Origin of the sequence: Streptomyces sp. NPDC048349 (assembly GCF_040651925.1) — a bacterium.
Lineage (GTDB): Bacteria > Actinomycetota > Actinomycetes > Streptomycetales > Streptomycetaceae > Streptomyces.
In genome coordinates, this window is record NZ_JBEZLA010000003.1 from 174446 (window position 1) to 195715 (window position 21270).

Below are 21270 nucleotides of genomic sequence, written 5' to 3' on the forward strand. Positions count from 1 at the left end.
AACCAGCGGGGCCGCGTGGCCGCCCCTGCGGCGAGTATCAACCCGTTCGTCCGGATGCGCGCACCGGCCCGCCGGTGCGCCCCCGTGAGCCGAACGGGGGACGTGCAGGAGGGCGGCCGGCGCTCCCACCGGCCCGGAAACCAGTTGCACACCCCCGGTAGAATGTCTCTCATGGCAAATCTCCTCGCGGATTAGCGGCGTCGAAGCATCGCGTCCTGCCCCCCTTCCGCCGTCCCGACCGCCCTGGAGCATTTCCGTGATCACCGCCACCGGTATCGAGCTGCGCGCCGGCGCCCGCATCCTCCTCGAGTCCGCTTCCTTCCGCATCGCCAAGGGCGACCGCATCGGCCTGGTCGGCCGCAACGGAGCGGGCAAGACCACCCTCACCAAGTGCCTCGCGGGCGAAGGCCAGCCCGCCGCCGGTTCCATCACCCGCTCGGGCGAGGTCGGCTACCTCCCGCAGGACCCGCGCACCGGTGACCTCGAGGTCCTGGCCCGCGACCGGATCCTGTCCGCCCGCGGTCTCGACGTCCTGATCAAGAAGATGCGGATGAACGAGGAGCGCATCGCCACCGGCTCCGGCGCCACCCGCGAGAAGGCGCTCAAGCAGTACGAGCGCCAGGAGACCGAGTTCCTCACCAAGGGCGGGTACGCCGCCGAGTCCGAGGCCGCGACCATCTCGGCCGCCCTCAGCCTCCCGGACCGGGTCCTGGGCCAGCCGCTGCACACCCTCTCCGGTGGTCAGCGACGCCGTGTCGAACTCGCCCGGATCCTCTTCTCGGACGCCGACACCCTGCTCCTCGACGAGCCGACCAACCACCTCGACGCCGACTCGATCGTCTGGCTGCGGGACTACCTGAAGAACTACCGCGGCGGTTTCGTGGTGATCTCCCACGACGTCGACCTGGTCGAGACCGTCGTCAACAAGGTCTTCTACCTGGATGCCAACCGCTCCCAGATCGACGTCTACAACATGGGCTGGAAGCTCTACCAGCAGCAGCGCGAGGCCGACGAGAAGCGCCGCAAGCGCGAGCGCCAGAACGCCGAGAAGAAGGCCGCGGCCCTGAACTCGCAGGCCGACAAGATGCGCGCCAAGGCCACCAAGACCGTCGCCGCGCAGAACATGGCCAAGCGCGCCGAGCGGCTGCTGTCCGGCCTGGAAGCGGTCCGCGTTTCCGACAAGGTCGCCAAGCTGCGCTTCCCGGACCCGGCGCCCTGCGGCAAGACCCCGCTGACCGCCGAGGGCCTGTCGAAGTCCTACGGCTCGCTGGAGATCTTCACCGACGTCGACCTGGCCATCGACAAGGGCTCCCGCGTCGTCATCCTCGGCCTCAACGGCGCCGGCAAGACCACCCTGCTGCGCCTGCTGTCGGGCACGGAGAAGCCCGACACGGGCGTCGTCACCCCCGGCCACGGCCTCAAGCTCGGCTACTACGCCCAGGAGCACGAGACCCTGGACCCGGACCGCACCGTCCTGGAGAACATGCGGTCCTCCGCGCCGGACCTGGACCTGGTCGCCGTCCGCAAGACGCTCGGCTCCTTCCTCTTCTCCGGGGACGACGTGGACAAGCCCGCCGGGGTGCTCTCCGGCGGTGAGAAGACCCGTCTGGCCCTGGCCACACTGGTCGTCTCCTCGGCGAACGTGCTGCTGCTCGACGAGCCCACGAACAACCTCGACCCGGCCAGCCGCGAGGAGATCCTGGGCGCCCTGCGCACGTACAGGGGCGCGGTCATCCTCGTCACGCACGACGAGGGCGCCGTCGAGGCGCTGGAGCCGGAGCGGATCATCCTGCTCCCGGACGGCGTGGAGGACCTGTGGGGCCCGGACTACCGGGACCTGGTCGCCCTCGCCTGATCCAATTCCTTATGGATCATTCGGCTCAGGGGTGATCCATCATCTGAGTGAGACGGTCTCGTACCGTCGCGCGTCGTACGGCGGCCCCGGCCGCGCTCGTCAGAGCGCGCTCCCGGGGCCGTTCTTCTGCCCCCGTCCCGCCCCTGACCTGGTGATTCCCGAGGAGGGCGGCGGAGTGTGACGGAGGTCATGCGCCGGAAGAGAAGATTCCGTTCTGCTCGGGTGTCCACCCCTCGAGAAATGCGGTCGTACCGACCTTGCGGAATGGGTGGCCAGGAAGCGTGGGAGGGGTGATCATGAGAAGTCCAGAGCGCACTTCCCACGAGGAGGCACGGGTGGCCGAGACTCTGAAGAAGGGCAGCCGGGTAACCGGCGCCGCGCGCGACAAGCTCGCGGCAGACCTGAAGAAGAAGTACGACTCCGGTGCGAGTATCCGGGCGCTGGCCGAAGAGACCGGCCGGTCCTACGGATTCGTCCACCGGATGCTCAGTGAGTCCGGGGTTTCGCTGCGCGGTCGCGGTGGCGCGACGCGGGGCAAGAAGGCGGCTACGGCCTGACCCTGGGCCCATCGGTTCCGACGCTCGAACGTTCCACAGGCTCCACATGGTCCGACGTTTCCTTCGGTGACCCCCGGTCGACCACCCGGTCGACTGGGTGGTTACTGTGCAGTCACTTAGGCCGGCTTTGCGGCCGACTGCACACCGGAGGCATACGGATGACTCTGCTCGACAAGGACGGCGTACGACTCACCGTCGACGACACGCTCGCCACGGTGACACTGACCAATCCGGCCAAGCGAAACGCCCAATCCCCCGCGCTCTGGCGGGCTTTGGCGGAGGCCGGAAGGTCGTTGCCGGGCACCGTCCGGGTCGTCGTGCTGCGCGGCGAGGGCCAGTCCTTCTCCGCCGGGCTCGACCGGCAGGCGTTCACCCCCGAGGGTTTCGAGGGCGAGCCGTCCTTCCTCGACCTGGCACGCGGTTCGGACGAACTGCTCGACTCCACGATCGCCGAGTACCAGGAGGCGTTCACCTGGTGGCGGCGTCCCGACATCATCTCCGTCGCTGCGGTGCAGGGGCACGCGATCGGCGCCGGCTTCCAGCTCGCGCTCGCGTGCGACCTGCGCGTGGTCGCCGACGACGTCCAGTTCGCCATGCGCGAGACCAGCCTGGGTCTGGTGCCCGACCTGACCGGCACCCAGCCGCTGACCTCGCTGGTCGGCTACGCCCGCGCGCTGGAGATCTGCGCCACGGGCCGCTTCGTGCACGCCGAGGAGGCGGAGCGGGTGGGCCTGGCCAACCTCGTCGTCCCGGCCGGCGAACTCGACGCCGCCGTCCAGGACCTCGCCACCGCCCTGCTCGCGCCGCCGCGGGACGCCGTGATCGAGACCAAGGCACTGCTGCGCGCCGCGCAGGCGCGGTCGTTCGACGAGCAGCGCGCCGCGGAGCGCGCCGCGCAGGCCCGCCGCCTGCGCGACCTGGCGGGCCTGTCGGACTGACCCGAGGGCGCGGCGCCGCTCCGGGGGCCCCGCCCCCGGACGCGCCTGCGCGCCGGCGCGGCGGGACATGGCCGGTACCGGGCGCTGATTGAGGCGACCGGCGTAGTCCCGGCGCGGCAGCGGCGTCGCGCGCTTAACGTGGTGCGGAGTGGGTCCGCACGCGTGAAGGGACGATCGATGACCGAATCCGCACCCGCATCCGGGGGCTCCGGCACGGCCCCCGCCGACCGGGGCCGCACCACCATCGCCGACGGAGTGGTCGAGAAGATCGCCGGGCTGGCCGCGCGCGAGGTCGTCGGCGTGCACGCCATGGGCAGCGGCAGCGGGCTCTCCCGTACCTTCGGCGCCGTCCGGGACCGCGTCCCCGGCGGAGCGAAGGCCTCCGTCAGCCGGGGCGTCAAAGCCGAGGTCGGCGAGGTGCAGACCGCCCTCGACCTGGAGATCGTCGTCGACTACGGCGTGTCGATCAGGGACGTGGCCCGGGTGGTCCGTGAGAACGTCATCTCGGCCGTCGAGCGGATGACCGGCCTGGAGGTCGTCGAGGTCAACATCGCGGTCAGCGACGTCAAGCTGCCCGACGAGCCGGACGAAGAGCCGGAGACCCGGCTCCAGTAGCCGAGAGGAGCCACGCAATGAGCATGGCGGTCGCCGGCCTGTTCGCCGGCATGGCCCTGGCGTTCGCCGGGTACTTCGGCGGCTTCGGCGCCTTCCTGCTGGTGGCGGCCCTCGGCGCCATCGGCTTCGTCGCCGGCCGGTTCCTCGACGGGGACCTGGAACCCGGGGACCTCTTCCGGCGCCGTGACGACCGGCGCGGGTGAGGCGCCGATGAGCAGCACCCCGCCCCGTGCGACCCCCTCCCGTGCGACCCCGCCCCGGGTGGTACCCGCCGACCGGGGGGCCACCCGTATCGCCGACCGGGTCATCGCCAAGATCGCCGCCCAGGCCGCCCGTGAGGCGCTCCCCGCGCCGCCGGACCGGGCGGCGGCTGCGCACGCCACCGTCACCGTGCACCACGACATCGCCCGGGTCCGGGTCAGCCTGGAGCTGGACTACCCCTCCGACCTCGCCGCCCAGTGCGCGGCCGTACGCCGTCAGGTCGCCCTCCGGATCGAGGAGTGCGCGCAGATGTCCGTACCCGAGGTGGACATCGACATCGAGCACCTGCACGCGACGTACGCCCGGCCCGCCGCCGGGCGGGACCGGCGGCTGCGGTGACGGCCGCCCCCCGACCCCGCAGGTTCCGCTCCGCCCGCCGCGTGCCGGCCGCGCTCACCGCGCTCGTGCTCCTGGGGGCGGCGGGGCTGTTCCTGTACGACCTGGCCGCCGTACGGACCCACCGCCCCGGCATGGCCTGGCGCCGCGAGCTCGCCCGGCAGCTGGACCGGCACACCCCGGCGGACCTGGGCGTCCTCGTGGGCGGCGGGGTCCTCGCCGTCGCGGGGGCGGTGCTCCTGTTCCTGGCGTTCGCCCCGGGACTCCGCGGGGTCCTCCCGATGCGGACGCCCGACGCCGAGGGGGAGGGAACCGGGGCCACGGCGGCCGGGCTGCGGGCCGGCCTCGGACGCAGGGACGCCGCGCGGGTACTGCGCGACCGGGCCATGGAGGTGTCCGGGGTGCGGTCGGTCCGGGTCAAGGTCGGCCGCTCCCACATCGGGGTGCGGGCCACCTCGCACTTCCGGGAACTGGACGACGTACGCGAGGACCTGGACGCGGTGCTCGCCGTGGGCATCGGGGAACTCGGCCTCGCGCACCCGCCGCACCCGCGCGTCCGGGTCAGGAGGTGACGGAATGCTCGGGGTGGTGAACCGGATCCTGCTGGCCGCGACGGGCCTGGTCCTGCTGGCGGCCGGGGGCTCGGTGCTCGCGGCGTCCTGGCCGCTCGGCGGCCGCCACGCGCCGTTGCTGACCGACGAGGTCCGGCGCCGGTACGGGCAGGCCGATGGCTGGTGGTGGGCGGTCGCCGCCGGCCTCGGGCTGTGCGTGCTGCTGTCACTGTGGTGGCTGCTGGCCCAGCTGAGGCGCTCGCGCCTGCGGGCGGTGGAGGTGGACACCGGGGACGGGGCGTTCGCGCTGCTGCGGGGGCGCGCCCTGGAGGAAGCGGTCACGGCGGACGCGGGCGCCGTGGACGGGGTCGCCCGCTGCCGGGTCGCGCTGCGCGGCAGGCGAGGGTCGCCCGCCCTGCGCATCTCGCTGGAACTGGAACCCCACGCCGTCCCGGCCGACGTCCTGGCCGCGCTCGCGGGCCCGGTCCTGACCCGCGCCCGCACCTCGGCGGGCCTCGCCGGACTGACGGCGCAGGCCCGCCTGAAGGTGGCGCCCCACAAGGCGCAGCGCGTCACGTAGGGCGGCGGACAGCGGGTCAGAAGCCGTGCCGGGAGCCGCCGTCGACCGGGAGCATGATGCCCGTCAGGTACGAGGCCGCCGGGGAGAGCAGGAACGCCGCGGTGCGGCCGAACTCCTCCGGGGCGCCGTACCGCCGCAGCGGGATGCGGGACTCGTGGCCGGCCCGGGCCGCCGCGGCGTCCCCGGACAGCGCGTCGAGTTCCCGCACCCGGTCGGTGTCGATCCGGGCCGGGAGCAGGCCGACGACCCGGATCCCGCGCGGGCCGAGTTCCACCGAGAGGGACTTCGCGAAGCCGGCCAGGCCCGGGCGCAGGCCGTTGGAGATGGTCAGGCCGGGGATCGGCTCGTGGACCGAGCCCGACAGGACGAAGCCGATGACCCCGCCCTCGCCCAGCTCGGCGGCGGCCGCCCGGGCGAGGCGGACCGCGCCCAGGAAGACCGACTCGAAGGCGGCCGTCCACTGCTCGTCGGTGTTGTCCAGGGCGGAGCCCGGGGCCGGGCCGCCGACGCTGATGAGGATGCCGTCGAGGCGTCCGAAGTGCTCGTGCGCGGTCGCGATGAGCCGTCCGGCCGCGGCGGGATCGGAGTTGTCGGCCGCCACACCGACGGCGTGGGGGCCGAGTGCGGCGGCGGCCTCGGCCGCCCGCTCCCCGTCCCGGCCCGTCACGACGACCCGCGCGCCGTCGGCGGTCAGTTCCCGGGCGGCTGCCAGGCCGAGGCCGCGCGTGGCCCCGGTGACGATGTAGACACGGTCCTTCAGTCCAAGATCCATGCCGACACGCTACGCCGTCGCGGGCTCCCGCTCGGCGCCGGATCCCGATCCCGCCGCCCGCTCCTCGCGCTCGCGCTTCTCGCGCCGTACGAGGACCACCCAGCCCACCGGGACCGCCGACGCGAACAGCCACCACTGGACCGCGTACGCCATGTGGGCGCCGATCGAGTCGTGGTCGGGATCGGCGACGGGCTGGGGGCTGCCGTCGGCCGGGACCGGAGCCGTGAGTTCCAGGTAGCCGCCGAGCACGGGCCTGCCCAGGTACTCCGCCTGCCGGGCGCTGTTGATGAGCATCACCTGGCGGTCCGGCAGGCCCTTGCGGTCCTTGATGCCGCTTCCGCCGCTGGTCTCGTCGGCCTTGAGCCGGCCGGTGACCGTGACCTCGCCGGAGGGTGCGGCCGGCACCGGGGGGTAGGCGCGCGGGTCGTCGCCGCCCGGCACCCAGCCGCGGTTGACGAGGACCACGCGGCCGTCGCCGAGGACGAGCGGGGTCAGGACGTGGAAGCCGACCTTGTCGTCGTTGTCGGTCCGCATCCGGACGACCACCTCGTGGGCGGTGTCGTACGTGCCGGTGGCGGTGACCGCCCGCCAGAAGTCCGCGCGGGGGACCCGGTGGCCGGGCGAGGTGACCTCGGTCACGGGGACCGGCTCCGCCCGCAGGTTCGCCTCGATGAGACGGTTCTGCGCGACCCGGTGCTCATGGCGGTGGAACTGCCAGAACCCCAGCTTGATCATCACGGGGATGAGGACGAGGGCGACGAGGGTCAGGCACACCCACTGCCGGGTCAGCACAAAGCGGTACACGCCCTCGACGGTACCCCCAGCGGGGTCGGCCCCGGACGGCCGGGTGGCCGTCCGGGGCGAGGGGGTCCGGGGTGCGCGGGCCGGAAGGGTGGGGACGCGGTGTCAGACGTGGTCCTTGACGCCCACCTTTCCTTCCGCGCGGGCGCAGTGCGCCCCGCAGAACCACTGCCCTTCGACGTCGACGCCCTGACCGATGATCTGGACCCGGCAGTGCTCGCAGATGGGCGCCATGCGGTGAATGGCGCAGGAGAAGCAGTCGAAGACGTGCACGGCGCCCTGCGCGTGCACCTCGAACGACATGCCGTAATCGTTTCCGCAGACCTCACAACGTGCCATGCGCCGCATGCTCCGCACGACGGCCGACCGGAACAAGATCCACCGGGGTGAGTCGCCGCGCCTGCACCCACCCGGCGCAATCCTGGCTCAGTCCGCGGCGCGGTCCTGCGCCGGCGCCACGTCCCGCAGCAGCTGGGTGAAGGCGGCCTCGTCGACGACCGGCGTGCCGAAGGACTTCGCCTTGACCGTCTTGGAGGTCGCCGAGTCGGGGTCGTTCGTCACCAGCAGGCTGGTGAGCCGCGACACGCTCGTCGCGATGTGCAGGCCCGCCTCGACAGCCCGGTCCTCCAGCAGCTCCCGGTCCACGGAGGTGTCGCCGGAGAACGCGATCCGCATGCCCTGCTTCAACGGCTCGCCGTCCTCGTAGCGCCCCGGGTTCGGGTACGGGCACGGCGGCCGCTTGCGCGAGGGCCGCCAGCTGCTGCCCCGGTAGGACGCCTGGTAGCCCACCCGCGGGGTGGCGGGGGAGTCCGACCATTCCGTCAGCGGGCGGCATTCCAGCAGGGGAAGCCGTACGCCGTCCCGCGCAGCCGCGTGCAGTGACGGGCGGAACGCCTCCGCCAGCACCCGGGCGTCGTCGAGCGCGTGGTGCGCGCGCTGCTGGACCACGCCGAAGTGCGCGGCGAGCGATTCCAGCTTGTGGTTGGGCAGCGGGAGGTTCAGCTCCTTCGACAGGGCGATGGTGCACAGCCGCTGACGGACCGGCGCGGTCTCGGCGGCCCGCGCGTACTCCCGGGCGATCATCTGCCAGTCGAAGATGGCGTTGTGCGCGACCAGCACCCGGTCCGCGAGCCGGCCCGCGAACTCCTCGGCGATGTCCTTGAAGAGGGGCGCGCCGGAGAGCACGTCGCTGGTGAGGCCGTGGATCCACACCGGCCCGGGGTCGCGCTGCGGGTTGACCAGCGTGTACCAGTGGTCCTCCACGTTGCCCTGCGCGTCGAGCCGGTAGACGGCTGCGGAGACTATCCGGTCGTCGCGAGCGAGCCCGGTGGTCTCCACGTCGACGACCGCGTACCCCTGTGGGTACGCGGTCGGCCAGATCGTCTCTGCGGTCGTACGGTCGTCGAGCATGGTCACAGAGGATATCGGCACGGACTGACACCGCGGTCCCGCCGGGGATCAGCCCAGGGCGGCGACGAGGTCCGCGGCGGCCAGCTGTTCGAGCCCGCAGCCGTCAACGGGCCCCGGCAGCAGCCGGTATACGGACCCGCGCGCACCGGCCGGTGCCACGTCGCCGTCCACCAGCGCGAGCAGGGCCGACCTCCCCGAGGCCGCCTCGCCCGCGAGCGACTCCACGTCCCGCGAGGGCAGCACGGTGTCCGGTTCGTCCAGTTCGAGGAGCCGCGCGGCGAAGGCCGGGACGTCCTCGTCCGCCCGGCGCCGGTAGGTCCACAGCTCGTCGGGGTCGCTCGGCCGGGGCGTGCGCCGCAGGACGACCACCTCGCCGCAGCGCGCGGCCGCGTGCCAGCCCGCCAGCTCCCACAGGGTGGTGCGGCCGGTGGAGAAGTACTGGAAGAGGTCGCGGCCGATCCGGGCCAGGTCCTCCTGGTGCGCGTACACGCTGTGGTAGCCCTCGTCGTCCGGCAGGTGCACGTCGGTCCACAGGAAGCCGCGCCGCTCCAGGTCGACGAGGAGCGGCACGTGGATCCGGGAGTTGCCGACCAGGTCGTAGCGCTGGCGTACGGTCCGCGGGTCGTAGCGCGCGGTGCGGCCGGAGCGGCTGGGCAGGGCCATGAAGCCGGCGAAGGCGTCGGGCAGCAGCTCGAAGGGGATGTTGTTGTAACTGAAGACGACGGGCATGGCGAAGCGCACCCCGGTGTCGGCGAGGGCGTCGAGGTCGATGTCCACGTACTCGCTGGCCCCGGCGGGCGCGGGGGCGGAGGTGAGGTCCCCGGAGTGGACGACGGCCCGCCCGGCGTACACGAGGCTGGTGTAGTCGCACAGGCCCGCGTAGTTCCAGTCGGCGTCGAAGAGCACCACCGACAGGTCGAGGTCCACGGTCTTCTTCGGCGGCTGCGTCCAGTGCAGGAACATCCGCAGCACCTCGCCGTCCGGAAGCGCCTGGAAACTGCCCTTGGGGACGGTGACCAGGGCCTTGGCCGCAGCCCTCTCCGCGGACGGCACGTGCAGGTGCGCCAGGCGCGAGTCGAGGACCGCCACGTCGTAGGGCTCGGCCGCGGCCAGCCGGCGCAGCACCTCCCGTTCGAACAGCCCGGTCACCGCACGGGTCACCGGCTCGGCGAGCGGGGCCCGGGTGTCGTCGACGGTGTAGGAGTGTGCGACCTCGCCGCGGGGGAAGAACACCCGCCGGGTGCCGGGCAGATGGCGGATCCGCAGCCGCCCCAGCGCGGACAGCACCGGCCCGGGCCCCGCCTTGGGCAGCCGCTGCGCCAGCACCGTCGCCACCTGCTCGGGCAGCGCGTCGGCCGCGTACCGGCGCAGCAGGTGGTCGAGGCGCCGTACGAGTTCCCCGGGCCGCTCCGCGAGCACGGCGAGGGCCCGGTCGGGGTCCGCGCCGCGCAGGGCCTCCTCGGCGCGCCCGGTCCAGGTGGCGGCCCTGACGCGGGCCCCGTCGACCCGTACGGCCCCGGGGTGTTCGGCGGCGGTGGCCAGCAGCGCGGCGCCCAGCTCGGTGCCCCGGACATCGGTCTCGCGCAGCACGGCGAACGCGAGCGCGGCCCTCGGGTGGCGCCCGTACTGCTCGAAGGGGTGCAGGATTTCGCCGACGCGCTTCCAGAGGTCGGGGTGGCGCAGGACGTCCTCGACGAGCAGCGCGGGGTCCAGTCCGTCGAGCAGGGCGAGCAGTTCGCGGCGCAACGGGCGCGGCAGGGAGCGCATCCGCGGCGGTGCCAGCAGGTCGGCGCCGCCGCCGGACCAGACGGCCAGCAGCCGCAGGACGTCGGTCGCGGTGGTCAGCCACCGCGGCAGCAGGGCCCGTACGGTCTCCCGGGTGCGGCGTTCGCGCAGCAGGGTGCCGAGCACCACGGCCTTGGTCTCCCGCACCGGGATGGCGTCCGGCAGCCAGTCCAGGCCGGGCGGCGCGGTGGCGAGGAGCACCCGGGCCTCCTCGGTGTCCTGGGCCGACAGCGGGGTCCGGCGGGCGAGCAGCCGGCCGAGGGCGGCGACGGAGTCGGCCGCGCGGTCGGTGCCCAGGCTCAGCAGCCGCAGCGGGCCCCCGGAATCGGCGGGGGCGGGCCGGCCGGGCCGCTCGGCGGCCGGGTCCAGGAACGGGTCGGCGAGGTCGATCCGGCGGTGGCAGATCGGGCAGCCCGTGTAGACGGCGCCGTCCCAGCAGGTCCGGCAGACCAGATGGGCACAGGGCGAGACGGGGTGGACGCTGCCGACGCTCGCGCACAGCACGCACGGCTGGGCGGGCCACTGCAGCAGCAGGGCGAAGACCCGGTCGAGCCAGAGGCCGTGGGTGTCGTCGGGCACGGAGGCCGGGAAGGTGCGGAACAGCGGCATGTGGGTGCGGTCCGCGCCCAGCAGGACGTCGATGTCCCGGACGAGCGAGGTCCCGGCGTCGGCGAGCCCGGCCGGGCCGAGCCAGGCGAGTGCGGAGCGCAGCGGAGCCGTCAGGGCGAAGCCCCGGTCGAGGAGTTCGGCCTCCAGGGCGATCAGGCCCTGCGCCGTGGAGGGGTCGCCGGGGCGCGGCCCGGCCTGGTCGACGTACACGGTGTGGAGACGGCGCAGCAGGACGGTCGACAGCTCGGGCAAAGGGGGGATTCCTCCGGAACCGGGGAGAAGGACGGGGCGGGGGCGGAGAGGGGACGCGCTGCGTCGTCAGTGGAGGAGTGAGAAGGAAGCACGTCGCGGAGCCGCCCCCGCGCGGCAGATACAACCACGGCGCACGGCGGGCGCCAACCGATTTACCGGCCCGCCCCCGGGGCCGCCGACGCGGGCGGCGCCAACAGGGCCGTCACCAGGGCCCGTACGGACAGCAGGAAGAGTCGCTCCGGATCGGCGGGCCGGGCGAGCGCGCGGGCGAGCGCCGGGTCGTGGGGCGCGGCGGCCGGGTCCCAGAGTTCGCTCTCGGCGGGGGACTGGGCCGGGGCGCGCTCACGGTTGCGTTCGACGAGGAGGAAGCCGACGATCTGGAACTGGATCGCGCGCACCGCGTCGGCGGCCCGGGCGCCGCGCAGGCCCGCGGCGTGCACCTCGTGCACCAGGGCCTGCTGCGCGGGCAGGAACATCCGCTCGGTGAGCCCGCGTTCGTGGACCATCGCGATCAGGTGCGGGCGCTCGCGCAGTTCGCGGCGCAGGGTCCGGGCCACCGACAGGATGCGGTCGGCGGGCGTGCGGCCGGCGAGGGGGGTTCCCCCGGTCGGGGCCTGGGGGAGGATCGCGCCCATCTCCTCCACCGTCCGCTGTACGAGGGCGTCGAGCAGGGACTCGCGGTTGCCGACGTGCCAGTAGATGGAGGTGACCGCGGTACCCAGCTCGGCGGCCAGCTTGCGCATGGTGAGGGCGGCCGGGCCGTGCTGCTTGACCAGGGACGCGGCCGCGTCCAGCACCTCGTCACGGGTCAGCGTGCTTCTGGCCATGGAGTCGGCCCACCTGTCTGTCGATCCGTCAGTTCTGGTGCGTGCAGGGGTCTTTACCCTTCATCGCCGCCGGTGTAACTGTGTTACAGAACCGACTGCCTCCGAGACGAGGGATGGTGCGACACATGGCACGCGTACGGTACGGAGCGCGGACCGAGGCGGAGATCGCGGCGTCGCGCGAGAAGAGTTCCAAGCTCCCCGACATCTGGTCCACCGGTGTGGTGGCCGTCTGGGAGAGCGACCCGGACGTGGTGGCGGCGGTCCTGCCCCCGCCGCTCAAGCCGGCCGACCGGCCGCTCGTACGGGCCAACATCAGCGAGGTCGACCTCCCCGGCTACCCCCTGGGCGCCGGCTCGGTGGCCGTCGCCGCCCGGCACGGCGGGGTCGAGGGGTGGTACCCGCTGGTCATGCCGATGACCCACGAGCGCGCCCTGATCGGCGGCCGCGAGGTGTTCGGCGAGCCGAAGAAGCTGGGCGAGGTCACCGTCGAGCGCGAGGGCCTGGTCGTACGGGCCTGCCTCGCCCGGCACGGCATCGCCTTCGTCGAGGTCCGCGGGGCGGTCGACCGCGACCTGCCGCTGCCCGAACCGGCCCAGAAGACCGACTTCTACTTCAAGTTCCTGCCCGCGGTGGACGGTTCGGGCTTCGATGCCGACCCGGTGCTCGTGCACTGCACCCGCAACGAGAAGGTCCGCAAGCTGGAGCACATCACCGGTGACGTGGTCCTGCGCGAGTCCATGTTCGATCCGGTCGCCGACCTTCCCGTCCGCAGGATCGTGGAGATCACCATCGGCGAGAAGACCACCGACCAGAAGGGCCGGGTCGTCGAGCGGGTCAGCGCCCAGGCCCTCCTGCCGTACCTCCACCAGCGCTACGACGACCCGATGCAGATCCTGGACGGGCCGCCCGAGGGGAGTGTGTGACGTGCGACTCGAACCGGGACAGGTGGCCGTCGTCACCGGCGCCGCCAGTGGCATCGGTCTGGCCATGGCCCGCCGCTTCGCCGCCGAAGGACTGAAGGTCGTCCTCGCCGACGTGGAGGAAGGCGCCCTGCGCAAGGCCGCCGACGACCTCGGCGCGGACGGGGCCCAGGTGCTCGCCAGGGCCGTCGACGTCAGCGACCGCGACAGCGTGCTCTCCCTCGCCGACGCCGCGTACGAGGCGTTCGGCGCGGTCCACGTGCTCTGCAACAACGCGGGCGTCGGCTCGGGCGCCGAAGGCCGGATGTGGGAGCACGAGCCCAACGACTGGAAGTGGGCCTTCTCCGTCAACGTGTGGGGCGTCTTCCACGGCATCCAGGCCTTCGTCCCCCGCATGATCGAAGGCGGCGCCCCCGGCCACGTCGTCAACACCTCCTCCGGCGACGGCGGCATCGCGCCCCTGCCCACCGCCTCCGTCTACGCCGTCACCAAGGCGGCCGTGGTCACCATGACCGAGTCCCTGTACGCCCACCTCAAGGCGGAGGGCGCGGCCGTCGGCGCCTCCGTCCTGTTCCCCGGCCCGCACATGCTGCGCACCGGACTGTGGGAGTCGCACCGCAACCGGCCCGCCCGGTACGCGAAGGAGCGCCCGCGCAAGACCCCCTACCGCAGCCTCGACCAGTACGAGGCTGCGATGAAGCAGGCCGGCCGCGAGGTGGACTTCACCCCGGTCGAGGAGGTCGCCGAGCACGTCGTCGACGGCATCCGCGCCGACCGCTTCTGGATGCTCCCGGCGAGCGAGCACAGCGACCGGCAGATCCGCGCCCGGTCGCAGTCGATGCTCGACCGCGCCAACCCCGCCTACCTGGAGAGCTTCATCCTCGACTGAGGAGCGTCTGCCGTGAGTGACACCCCGTACGAAGACCCGTACCTGATCATCTCCTCCGACTGCCACGCGGGCCTGCCCACCGAGCGGTACCGCCCCTACCTGGACTCCCGTTTCCACCCCCAGTTCGACGAGTTCCTCGGCCAGCGCGACGCCCGGCGCGCGGAGGCCACCCGGCTGGGCGTGCGCAACGAGGCCTTCGCCGAGAAGTGGTTCCACGACCACGAGGAAGGCCTCAAGGGCGGCTGGGACGCCGGTCAGCGCCTGAAGGAACTCGACGGAGACGGCGTGGCCGCCGAGGTCGTCTTCCCCGACGCGGACGCCGTCGACAGCCAGACCGCGGCTCCCTTCGGGGTGGGCCTGGGCCTCTCCGGCGACCAGGACCCGGAACTGGGCATGGCGGGGGCGCAGGCCCACAACCGCTGGCTCGCCGAGTTCGTGTCGCAGAACCCCGAGCGGCACTGCGGTGTGGCCCTGCTGCCCATCACCGGGGAGCCGGACCGGGTCGTCGCCGAGATCCACCGGGCCAAGGACTCCGGGCTGGGCGCGCTGATGATCCCGTCCATGTGGGTGGACAAGGCGCCCTACCACGACCGCCGCTACGACCCGGTCTGGGCGGCCGCCGCCGAGACCGCGATGCCGATCGTGACCCACTCCGGGGCCGCGCCCCGCCATGAGTACGGCGACCACCTGGGCATCTACGTCTCCGAGGTCACGTGGTGGCCCGCCCGGCCGCTGTGGTTCCTGCTCTGGTCCGGGGTCTTCGAGCGGCACCCGGGCCTGAAGTTCGGCGTGGCCGAGTCGGGCTGCTGGTGGCTGCCGAACCAGCTCTGGTTCATGGACCGCCTCTACCTCGGCGCCCACGGCGGCAAGAAGCTCTCCCCGTTCGCGGAGCTCAAGCGCCCGCCCAGTGAGTACCTCGACCGCCAGGTCTTCATCTGCGCGACGAACACGAAACGCCGGGAGCTGGCCCAGCGCTACGAGATCGGCGTGGACAACATCCTGTGGGGATCGGACTTCCCGCACCCCGAGGGCACCTGGCCCGACACCCGCAGCTGGCTGCGCAAGACCTTCCACGACATCCCGGTGGCGGAGACCCGCCGGATGCTGGGCCTGGCCGCGGCCGAGGTCTTCGGCTTCGACACCCGCAAGCTGGCCCCCTTGGCCCGCCGGATCGGCCCCACCCCGGCGGAGCTGGGCCAGTCCCCGGACCAGACGGCGGTGGAGGCCTCCTGGGCCCGCTCGCGCGAGGTGGGCCGGCACTGGCTGACCGGGAACGACTTCCCCGCCCTGGGGGTGTCGCCGTGACGCAGGACCGCTACACCGTCATCTCGGCGGACTGCCACGCGGGCGCCGACCTCTTGGACTACAAGCCGTACCTGGAGAAGCGGTACCACGACGACTTCGACGCCTGGGCCGCCACGTACGTGAACCCGTACGAGGACCTGCTCGCCGACACGGCGGACCGGAACTGGAACTCGGCGCGCCGGCTGGCCGAGCTCGAAGCGGACGGCATCGTCGCGGAAGTCGTCTTCCCCAACACCATTCCGCCGTTCTTCCCCAAGGCCTCGCTGATGGCCCAGCCGCCGACGGCCGCGGAGTACGCGATGCGCTGGGCCGGGCTCCAGGCCCACAACCGCTGGCTGGCGGACTTCTGCGCGGACGCCCCCGGCCGCCGCGCGGGCGTGGTCCAGATCCTCCTCAACGACGTGGACGCGGCCGTGAAGGAGATCCGCCGCACGAAGGAGGCGGGCCTGACGGGCGGCATCCTGCTGCCCGGCGTCCCGCCCGGCTCCACCGTCCCGGAGCTCTACTCGGCCGCGTACGACCCGATCTGGGCGGTGTGCGCCGAGCTGGACGTGCCGGTCAACCACCACGGCGGCTCGGCCTCGCCTCCGCTCGGGGACGAACCCGCGGCCCGGGCGGTCTTCATGGTCGAAACCACCTGGTTCTCGCACCGCGCCCTGTGGCACCTCGTCTTCGGCGGCGCCTTCACCCGCCACCCGGGCCTCAAGCTGGTCCTGACGGAGCAGGGTTCCGGCTGGATACCGGGCGTGCTGGAGATGCTGGACTACTACCACGGCCGGCTGGTCGCGGCCACGGCCACGGCCGAGTCGAAGTTCGGGGCGGGCCTGGCCGAGGCGATGGGCAAGGGGCCGAGCGAGGTCTGGCGCGACAGCTGTTTCGTGGGGGCGAGCTTCATGCGCCCCCACGAGGTCCCGCTGCGGGAGCGGATCGGCCTCGACAAGATCATGTGGGGCAGCGACTACCCCCACGACGAGGGCACGACCCCGTTCTCCCGCGAGGGCCTGCGCATCGCCTACGCGGGCCTGCCGCAGGACGAGGTCGCCGCGATGGTCGGCGGCAACGCGGCCCGCGTCTACGGCTTCGACCTCACGCTCCTGGACGCGGTGGCGGCCACGTGCGGCCCCCGGGTCTCGGAAATCGCCGAGCCCCTGACGGAGGTCCCGCCCGAGGCCACCAGCCCGGCCTTCGCCCGAGGGGGGTCGGTCCGGGTCTGGTGACACCCCGGCCGGGCCGGATCGACGGCCCGGCCGGTACCGCCGGTAACCTCGATGGATACCGATCGGTAACAACCTCTAGCGGCACCCCCGGAGGCGCCTCTATGGTGCGGGCATGCCGAACCTGCCCGATGTCGTGCTGTGGTCCATACCCGCCTTCGTGCTGCTCACCGTCATCGAGCTGGTGAGCTACCGCCTCCATCCCGACGAGGACGCGGCCGGCTACGACGGCAAGGACGCCGTCACCAGCATCAGCATGGGGCTCGGCAGCATCGGGTTCGACCTGCTCTGGAAGATCCCGGTCGTGGCGGTCTTCACCGCGGTCTACGAACTCACGCCGCTGCGGGTGCCGTTGCTGTGGTGGACGCTCCCGCTGATGCTGCTCGCCCAGGACTTCCTCTACTACTGGCAGCACCGCGGACACCACGTCATCCGCATCCTGTGGGCCTGCCACGTGGTCCACCACAGCAGCCGCAAGTTCAACCTCACCACCGCCCTGCGCCAGCCCTGGACCAGTGCCACCACCTACTGGTTCTACCTGCCGATGGTGGCCGTCGGGGTGCACCCGGCCGTGATCCCGTTCTGCTACGGCATCAACCTGCTCTACCAGTTCTGGGTCCACACCGAGCGCATCGGGAAGCTGCCCCGGGCCTACGAGTACGTCTTCAACACCCCGTCCCACCACCGGGTCCACCACGCCTCCCAGGGCGGTTACCTGGACAGGAACTACGGCGGCATCCTGATCGTCTGGGACCGGATGTTCGGCTCCTGGGTGGGCGAGACCGACAAGCCCGTCTACGGGCTCACCAAGAACATCGACACCTACAACCCGCTGCGCGTCGCCACCCACGAGTACGCCGCCATCGCCCGGGACGTCCGCGCGGCCCGGAGCTGGAGCGAGCGTGCCGGACGGGTCTTCCGCGGCCCCGGCTGGCAGCCCGCCGAGCCCGCCGAGCCCGCCGAGCCCGCCCAGCCCGCCTCCGCCGCGTCCGGGGGAGCGGGCGCGCGGGTTCCCGCCCCCGGGCCCGCGCCCGCCTCCGAGCCCGCGCCCGCCTCCGCCGCCGGGTCGGAGCACGCGGCGTGAGCGCCGCCGAGTCCCGCACGCCGTCCTGGGCCCGCCCCGTACCCGACGGGGGCGCGGCCGCCGCCCGCGCGCTGCTCGGCGCCTTCGCCGCGGCCGCCGCCGTCGACCTCGGCTCGCTGCTCGCCGACTGGCACCTCGGGCACGTCCTCGCCAAACCGCTGCTGATGCCGCTGCTGGTGGCGTACGTGATCGCGCGCGGCGCTCCCCGCCTGCTGGTGGCCGCCCTGCTGTTCGGCTGGGGCGGGGACCTCGCCCTGCTCTTCGACGCCGAGGCCGCCTTCCTGATCGGCATGGGCTCCTTCGCCGCCGGGCACGTCTGCTACCTCGTGCTCTTCGGCCGGCGCAGCGCGAACCCGCTGCTCGGGGGCGCGTACTCGCTCGCCCTCCTGGGCACCATCGGCCTGATGTGGACGGACCTGCCGGCCGATCTGCGCATCCCCGTCGCCGGGTACAGCCTGCTGCTCACCGCGATGGCCTTCCGGTCCAGTGCCCTCGGGCTGCGGGCCGGGATCGGCGGGGCGCTGTTCCTGCTCTCGGACACGCTCATCGCGACGGGCGTCGCCGCCTGGCCGCAGCTGCCCCGCCCCGACTTCTGGATCATGGCGACCTACCTCGCGGCCCAGTACCTGCTGGCCACGGGCGCGCTCTCCCGGAGGCAGGCGTACGGTAGGCAGGTCATACAAGACTGAACCAACCCCGAGCCGGAGGACTGCACCACCATGCGCGCCACCGTCATCCACGCCCCGCACGACATCCGCGTGGAGGAGGTGCCCGACGCTGCGATCCAGCGGCCCGAGGACGCCGTCGTCCGCGTCCTGCGCGCCTGCATCTGCGGCAGCGACCTGTGGGCCTACCGCGGCGAAGCCGCACGCCAGCCCGGCCAGCGGATCGGCCACGAGTTCCTGGGCGTCGTCGAGGAGACCGGCTCGGCCGTCGCGGGCCTGCGCGCCGGCGACCTGGTCGTCGCGCCCTTCATGTGGTCCGACGGCACCTGTGACTACTGCTCGGAGGGCCTCTACACCTCCTGCGTGCACGGCGGCTTCTGGGGCTCGGTCGGCCACGACGGCGGCCAGGGCGAGGCCGTCCGCGTCCCGCACGCCGACGGCACCCTGGTGAAGCTGCCCGCCGCGGCCGTCTCCGACGACCACCTGCTGACCGGGCTGCTCGCGCTCTCCGACGTGATGGGCACCGGCCACCACGCCGCCCTGGGCGCGGGCGTGCGCAAGGGCTCCACGGTCGCCGTCGTCGGCGACGGCGCCGTCGGCCTGTGCGGCGTCCTCGCCGCCCAGCGCCTCGGAGCCGAGCGGATCATCGCACTGGGCCGCCACAGCGCCCGTACGGACATCGCCAAGCTCTTCGGTGCCACCGACGTCGTCGCCGAGCGCGGGGAGGCCGCCGAGGCGGCCGTCCGCGAGCTCACCGGCGGCCAGGGCGCGCACGCGGTCATCGAGGCGGTCGGCACCGAGCAGTCCATGCGCACGGCCGTGAACATCACCCGCGACGGAGGGGCTATCGGCTACGTCGGTGTACCGCACGGCAGCGGCACCGGTCTCGACCTCGGCGTGATGTTCGACCGCAACATCACCCTGCGCGGGGGCGTGGCCCCGGTCCGCGCCTACATCCCGGAGCTGCTGGAAGACGTGCTCAGCGGGGCCATCGACCCCGCGCCGGTCTTCGACCGGGCCGTCTGCCTGGACGAGGTCCCCGAGGGCTACCGCGCGATGGACGACCGCAGCGCGCTCAAGGTGCTGATCAAGCCCTGAGGTCCTGACGCGGTGACGCGCAGCGCCGTGGCCGCGGTGACGCGCCGAGGCCGTGAACGCGGCGACGCCGTGACGCCGTGACCGCGGCGACGCCGTGACGCCGCAGACGTGAGAGGGCCGGGCGGGGGAGACCCCGCCCGGCCCCTTCGCGTACGAGGTGTTACTTCACGGCCTTGAGCGCGTCGACCACGCCGTAGCCGTAGTAACCGGTCTGGCCCCACTTGCTCTCGCAAGTGGTGGCGTCTATGAGCGTGCCCGCGGCGTTGTAGACCTGGGCCGGGCAGGCCGTCTTGGTGGCCTGGCCCTTGAGCATGGCCTGGAGCTGCGACGGGGTGGCCGTCGGGTGCGCGCTCTTGAGCAGGGCCGCGACGCCCGCGACGTGCGGGGTGGCCATCGAGGTGCCCTGCTTGTAGCCGTAACCGCCCGGGATGGTGGACAGCACGCGGCCGTTGGCGTCCGGGGTCGCCGGGACCTGCCACTTGTCGCCACCGGGGGCGGCGACGTCCGCCACGCCCAGGCCGAAGCTCGAGTAGTACGACTTGAAGCCCTTGTCACCGGTCGCGGTCACCGTGACCACACCCGGCAGCTGGGTCGGGACGTCGAGGCAGACCCGCGGGTCGATGGTGCGCGGCACCGGGGTGGTGTCGTTCGGGCTGCTGTCGTCGACGATCGAGTCGGCCGACAGGTCGAAGTTCTCGTTGCCCGCCGCGGCGACGTTGAGCACGCCCTTGCGCTGGGCGTAGTTGCTCGCCCGGGTGAGGGCCTCCACCAGCGCCTTCTGGTCGTCGTCCGTCTTGCAGTTGAAGTACCAGGGGTCGACGTAGTAGCTGTTGTTGGTCACCTCGATCCCCTTCTCGGCGGCGAACATGAAGCCGCAGACGACCGCCTCGGTGTAGAACAGGCTGGTCCCGGGCTCGCTCACCTTGATGCCGGCGATCTTCACCCCGGGCGCGACACCGCTGACGCCCACGCCGTTGCGCGGGGCCCCGATGGTGCCGGCCACGTGCGTGCCGTGGTCGCTGCCGTCCGCGTACGGGCGCCAGGCGCCCTCGGAGGTGTCCGCGACACCGCCGACGCAGTTGGCCGACTGCTCCTTCGAGAAGTTCCCGGCGAGATCCGGGTGGGTGTCGTCGACACCCGTGTCGATGATGCCCACGGTGACGTCGGGGCTGCCATCGTTGATCTTGTGAGCCTGATCGGCCTTGATCGCGCGCAGGTCCCACTGGTTGGACTCCAGCGGCTCCTCGCCCGGCGCCGCGTCCGCCGCCGCCTTGGCGGCGTCCGCCGCGCTGAGCTGCTGCGTGGTGCCCTCTTCGGTGGTCTGCACCGTCTGCAGGGGGGCCGTACGGGTGGCGCCCACCGAGACGAACAGGCCGCGCTGGGCCCGCAGCTGCTTGGCGAACTCCGGGTTCTGCGAGTGGGCGACGAGAACGCCGATCTGCTCGTGGACCGTTACCACGGTTCCACCGGCCCGCTCCACGGCCTGCTTCGCCGCCTTGACCGTGGCGTACGCGTTCAGGTTCGCCACGTAGGACAGCTTGGGCCCGGTGGTGTCGGCCTTGGAGGCCTTCGCCGTGTCCGCCGTGTTGCCCAGCGGCGCGGCGGAGGCCGCGACCGAGGGCAGGAAGGTGAGCGAGGCGGTGAGCGCCAGGCCGACGGGAACGGCGAGAGCTCGGCCGCGCTTCTTTGCGGCACGTGACCCCAGATGAGCCATGGGTTCTCCACATCATCCTTGAAAAGAAGCCCGTCCGGACGTGGTCACGGCGGACGGGTTCATGACATGGGGAACCTAGTGCCGATGTTCCTGTTTGCGCCATCAGTTCGAGAAATCAGTTCACAAAGAAACGCCAGGTGTTGAACCGTCCCGACGCGCCGGCCGTGCCGTTGACAGGGGGCGTCAGCACCACCGTCCCCCCACGGAGGTTGTTTTGTCCGTCGTCCCCACC

22 protein-coding genes are annotated in these 21270 nt (G+C 72.8%); 15 read left to right on the forward strand and 7 right to left on the reverse strand.

The genetic code is table 11. The features are described 5' to 3' along the window. The first annotated feature begins 256 nt into the window (after positions 1 to 256). The 8 genes from AB0D44_RS03720 to amaP all read left to right on the forward strand — a co-directional run bounded on the left by AB0D44_RS03720 (position 257) and on the right by amaP (position 5693). The gene (locus AB0D44_RS03720; RefSeq protein WP_362583786.1) at positions 257 to 1855 is read left to right on the forward strand and encodes an ABC-F family ATP-binding cassette domain-containing protein; all 1599 of its coding nucleotides are present in this window, start codon (positions 257 to 259) and stop codon (positions 1853 to 1855) included. 335 nt (positions 1856 to 2190) lie between these two features. Beyond that, positions 2191 to 2412, forward strand: a complete 222-nt coding sequence (locus tag AB0D44_RS03725; RefSeq protein WP_030010789.1) for a helix-turn-helix domain-containing protein — start codon at positions 2191 to 2193, stop codon at positions 2410 to 2412. Between the two features lie 158 nt (positions 2413 to 2570). Further along, entirely contained in the window at positions 2571 to 3350 is a 780-nt protein-coding gene (locus AB0D44_RS03730) for an enoyl-CoA hydratase/isomerase family protein (protein ID WP_362583790.1), read from the forward strand. Between the two features lie 177 nt (positions 3351 to 3527). Next, positions 3528 to 3965: an Asp23/Gls24 family envelope stress response protein gene (locus tag AB0D44_RS03735; RefSeq protein WP_362583793.1), complete on the forward strand. Its 438-nt coding sequence runs from the start codon at positions 3528 to 3530 to the stop codon at positions 3963 to 3965. Between the two features lie 17 nt (positions 3966 to 3982). Further along, a complete protein-coding gene (locus AB0D44_RS03740; protein WP_328925022.1) occupies positions 3983 to 4168 on the forward strand; it encodes a hypothetical protein in 186 nt (61 codons plus the stop codon). 7 nt (positions 4169 to 4175) lie between these two features. Then, positions 4176 to 4565, forward strand: a complete 390-nt coding sequence (locus AB0D44_RS03745; protein WP_362583796.1) for a hypothetical protein — start codon at positions 4176 to 4178, stop codon at positions 4563 to 4565. Further along, the gene (locus AB0D44_RS03750; RefSeq protein WP_362583799.1) at positions 4562 to 5134 is read left to right on the forward strand and encodes a DUF6286 domain-containing protein; all 573 of its coding nucleotides are present in this window, start codon (positions 4562 to 4564) and stop codon (positions 5132 to 5134) included. The genes AB0D44_RS03745 and AB0D44_RS03750 overlap by 4 nt, the downstream gene beginning before the upstream one ends. A gap of 4 nt (positions 5135 to 5138) precedes the next feature. Next, on the forward strand, positions 5139 to 5693 hold the full coding sequence (gene amaP / locus AB0D44_RS03755) for an alkaline shock response membrane anchor protein AmaP (protein WP_362583802.1): 555 nt from the start codon (positions 5139 to 5141) through the stop codon (positions 5691 to 5693). A 16-nt stretch (positions 5694 to 5709) separates the two neighbouring features. Here the strand turns inward: amaP and AB0D44_RS03760 are convergent, their stop codons facing one another. From AB0D44_RS03760 to AB0D44_RS03785, 6 genes are all read right to left on the reverse strand, one after another. Next, entirely contained in the window at positions 5710 to 6465 is a 756-nt protein-coding gene (locus tag AB0D44_RS03760) for an SDR family oxidoreductase (RefSeq protein WP_362583804.1), read from the reverse strand. A gap of 9 nt (positions 6466 to 6474) precedes the next feature. Then, a complete protein-coding gene (locus AB0D44_RS03765; RefSeq protein WP_362583805.1) occupies positions 6475 to 7269 on the reverse strand; it encodes an SURF1 family protein in 795 nt (264 codons plus the stop codon). A 102-nt stretch (positions 7270 to 7371) separates the two neighbouring features. After that, positions 7372 to 7605 (reverse strand): hypothetical protein, encoded by a 234-nt coding sequence (locus AB0D44_RS03770; RefSeq protein WP_069923749.1) that lies wholly within the window; start codon positions 7603 to 7605, stop codon positions 7372 to 7374. Between the two features lie 87 nt (positions 7606 to 7692). Then, a complete protein-coding gene (locus AB0D44_RS03775; RefSeq protein ID WP_362583957.1) occupies positions 7693 to 8682 on the reverse strand; it encodes a DEDDh family exonuclease in 990 nt (329 codons plus the stop codon). Between the two features lie 42 nt (positions 8683 to 8724). Beyond that, on the reverse strand, positions 8725 to 11322 hold the full coding sequence (locus AB0D44_RS03780) for an MXAN_6230/SCO0854 family RING domain-containing protein (RefSeq protein ID WP_362583808.1): 2598 nt from the start codon (positions 11320 to 11322) through the stop codon (positions 8725 to 8727). Positions 11323 to 11474: 152 nt separating this feature from the next. Continuing rightward, positions 11475 to 12149 (reverse strand): TetR family transcriptional regulator, encoded by a 675-nt coding sequence (locus AB0D44_RS03785; RefSeq protein WP_362583811.1) that lies wholly within the window; start codon positions 12147 to 12149, stop codon positions 11475 to 11477. A gap of 125 nt (positions 12150 to 12274) precedes the next feature. Here AB0D44_RS03785 and AB0D44_RS03790 point away from each other — a divergent pair, with 125 nt between their 5' ends. From AB0D44_RS03790 to AB0D44_RS03820, 7 genes are all read left to right on the forward strand, one after another. Next, a complete protein-coding gene (locus AB0D44_RS03790) occupies positions 12275 to 13072 on the forward strand; it encodes an acetoacetate decarboxylase family protein (protein WP_362583814.1) in 798 nt (265 codons plus the stop codon). A 1-nt stretch (position 13073) separates the two neighbouring features. Next, entirely contained in the window at positions 13074 to 13958 is an 885-nt protein-coding gene (locus tag AB0D44_RS03795) for an SDR family NAD(P)-dependent oxidoreductase (protein ID WP_362583817.1), read from the forward strand. 12 nt (positions 13959 to 13970) lie between these two features. Beyond that, on the forward strand, positions 13971 to 15263 hold the full coding sequence (locus tag AB0D44_RS03800) for an amidohydrolase family protein (RefSeq protein WP_362583820.1): 1293 nt from the start codon (positions 13971 to 13973) through the stop codon (positions 15261 to 15263). Further along, entirely contained in the window at positions 15260 to 16480 is a 1221-nt protein-coding gene (locus AB0D44_RS03805; RefSeq protein WP_362583823.1) for an amidohydrolase family protein, read from the forward strand. Before AB0D44_RS03800 ends, AB0D44_RS03805 begins: the two co-directional genes overlap by 4 nt. 112 nt (positions 16481 to 16592) lie before the next feature. Further along, positions 16593 to 17561 carry a sterol desaturase family protein gene (locus tag AB0D44_RS03810; protein ID WP_362583826.1) on the forward strand — a complete coding sequence of 323 codons (969 nt, stop codon included), beginning with the start codon at positions 16593 to 16595 and terminating at the stop codon, positions 17559 to 17561. Beyond that, positions 17558 to 18250: a lysoplasmalogenase gene (locus tag AB0D44_RS03815; protein ID WP_362583829.1), complete on the forward strand. Its 693-nt coding sequence runs from the start codon at positions 17558 to 17560 to the stop codon at positions 18248 to 18250. The genes AB0D44_RS03810 and AB0D44_RS03815 overlap by 4 nt, the downstream gene beginning before the upstream one ends. A 30-nt stretch (positions 18251 to 18280) precedes the next feature. Further along, complete coding sequence (locus AB0D44_RS03820; protein ID WP_362583832.1) at positions 18281 to 19324, forward strand: zinc-dependent alcohol dehydrogenase family protein; 1044 nt, start codon at positions 18281 to 18283, stop codon at positions 19322 to 19324. A gap of 160 nt (positions 19325 to 19484) precedes the next feature. Here AB0D44_RS03820 and AB0D44_RS03825 read toward each other — a convergent pair whose 3' ends face one another. Continuing rightward, positions 19485 to 21038 carry a S8 family serine peptidase gene (locus AB0D44_RS03825; RefSeq protein WP_362583835.1) on the reverse strand — a complete coding sequence of 518 codons (1554 nt, stop codon included), beginning with the start codon at positions 21036 to 21038 and terminating at the stop codon, positions 19485 to 19487. Between the last annotated feature and the right edge of the window lie 232 nt (positions 21039 to 21270).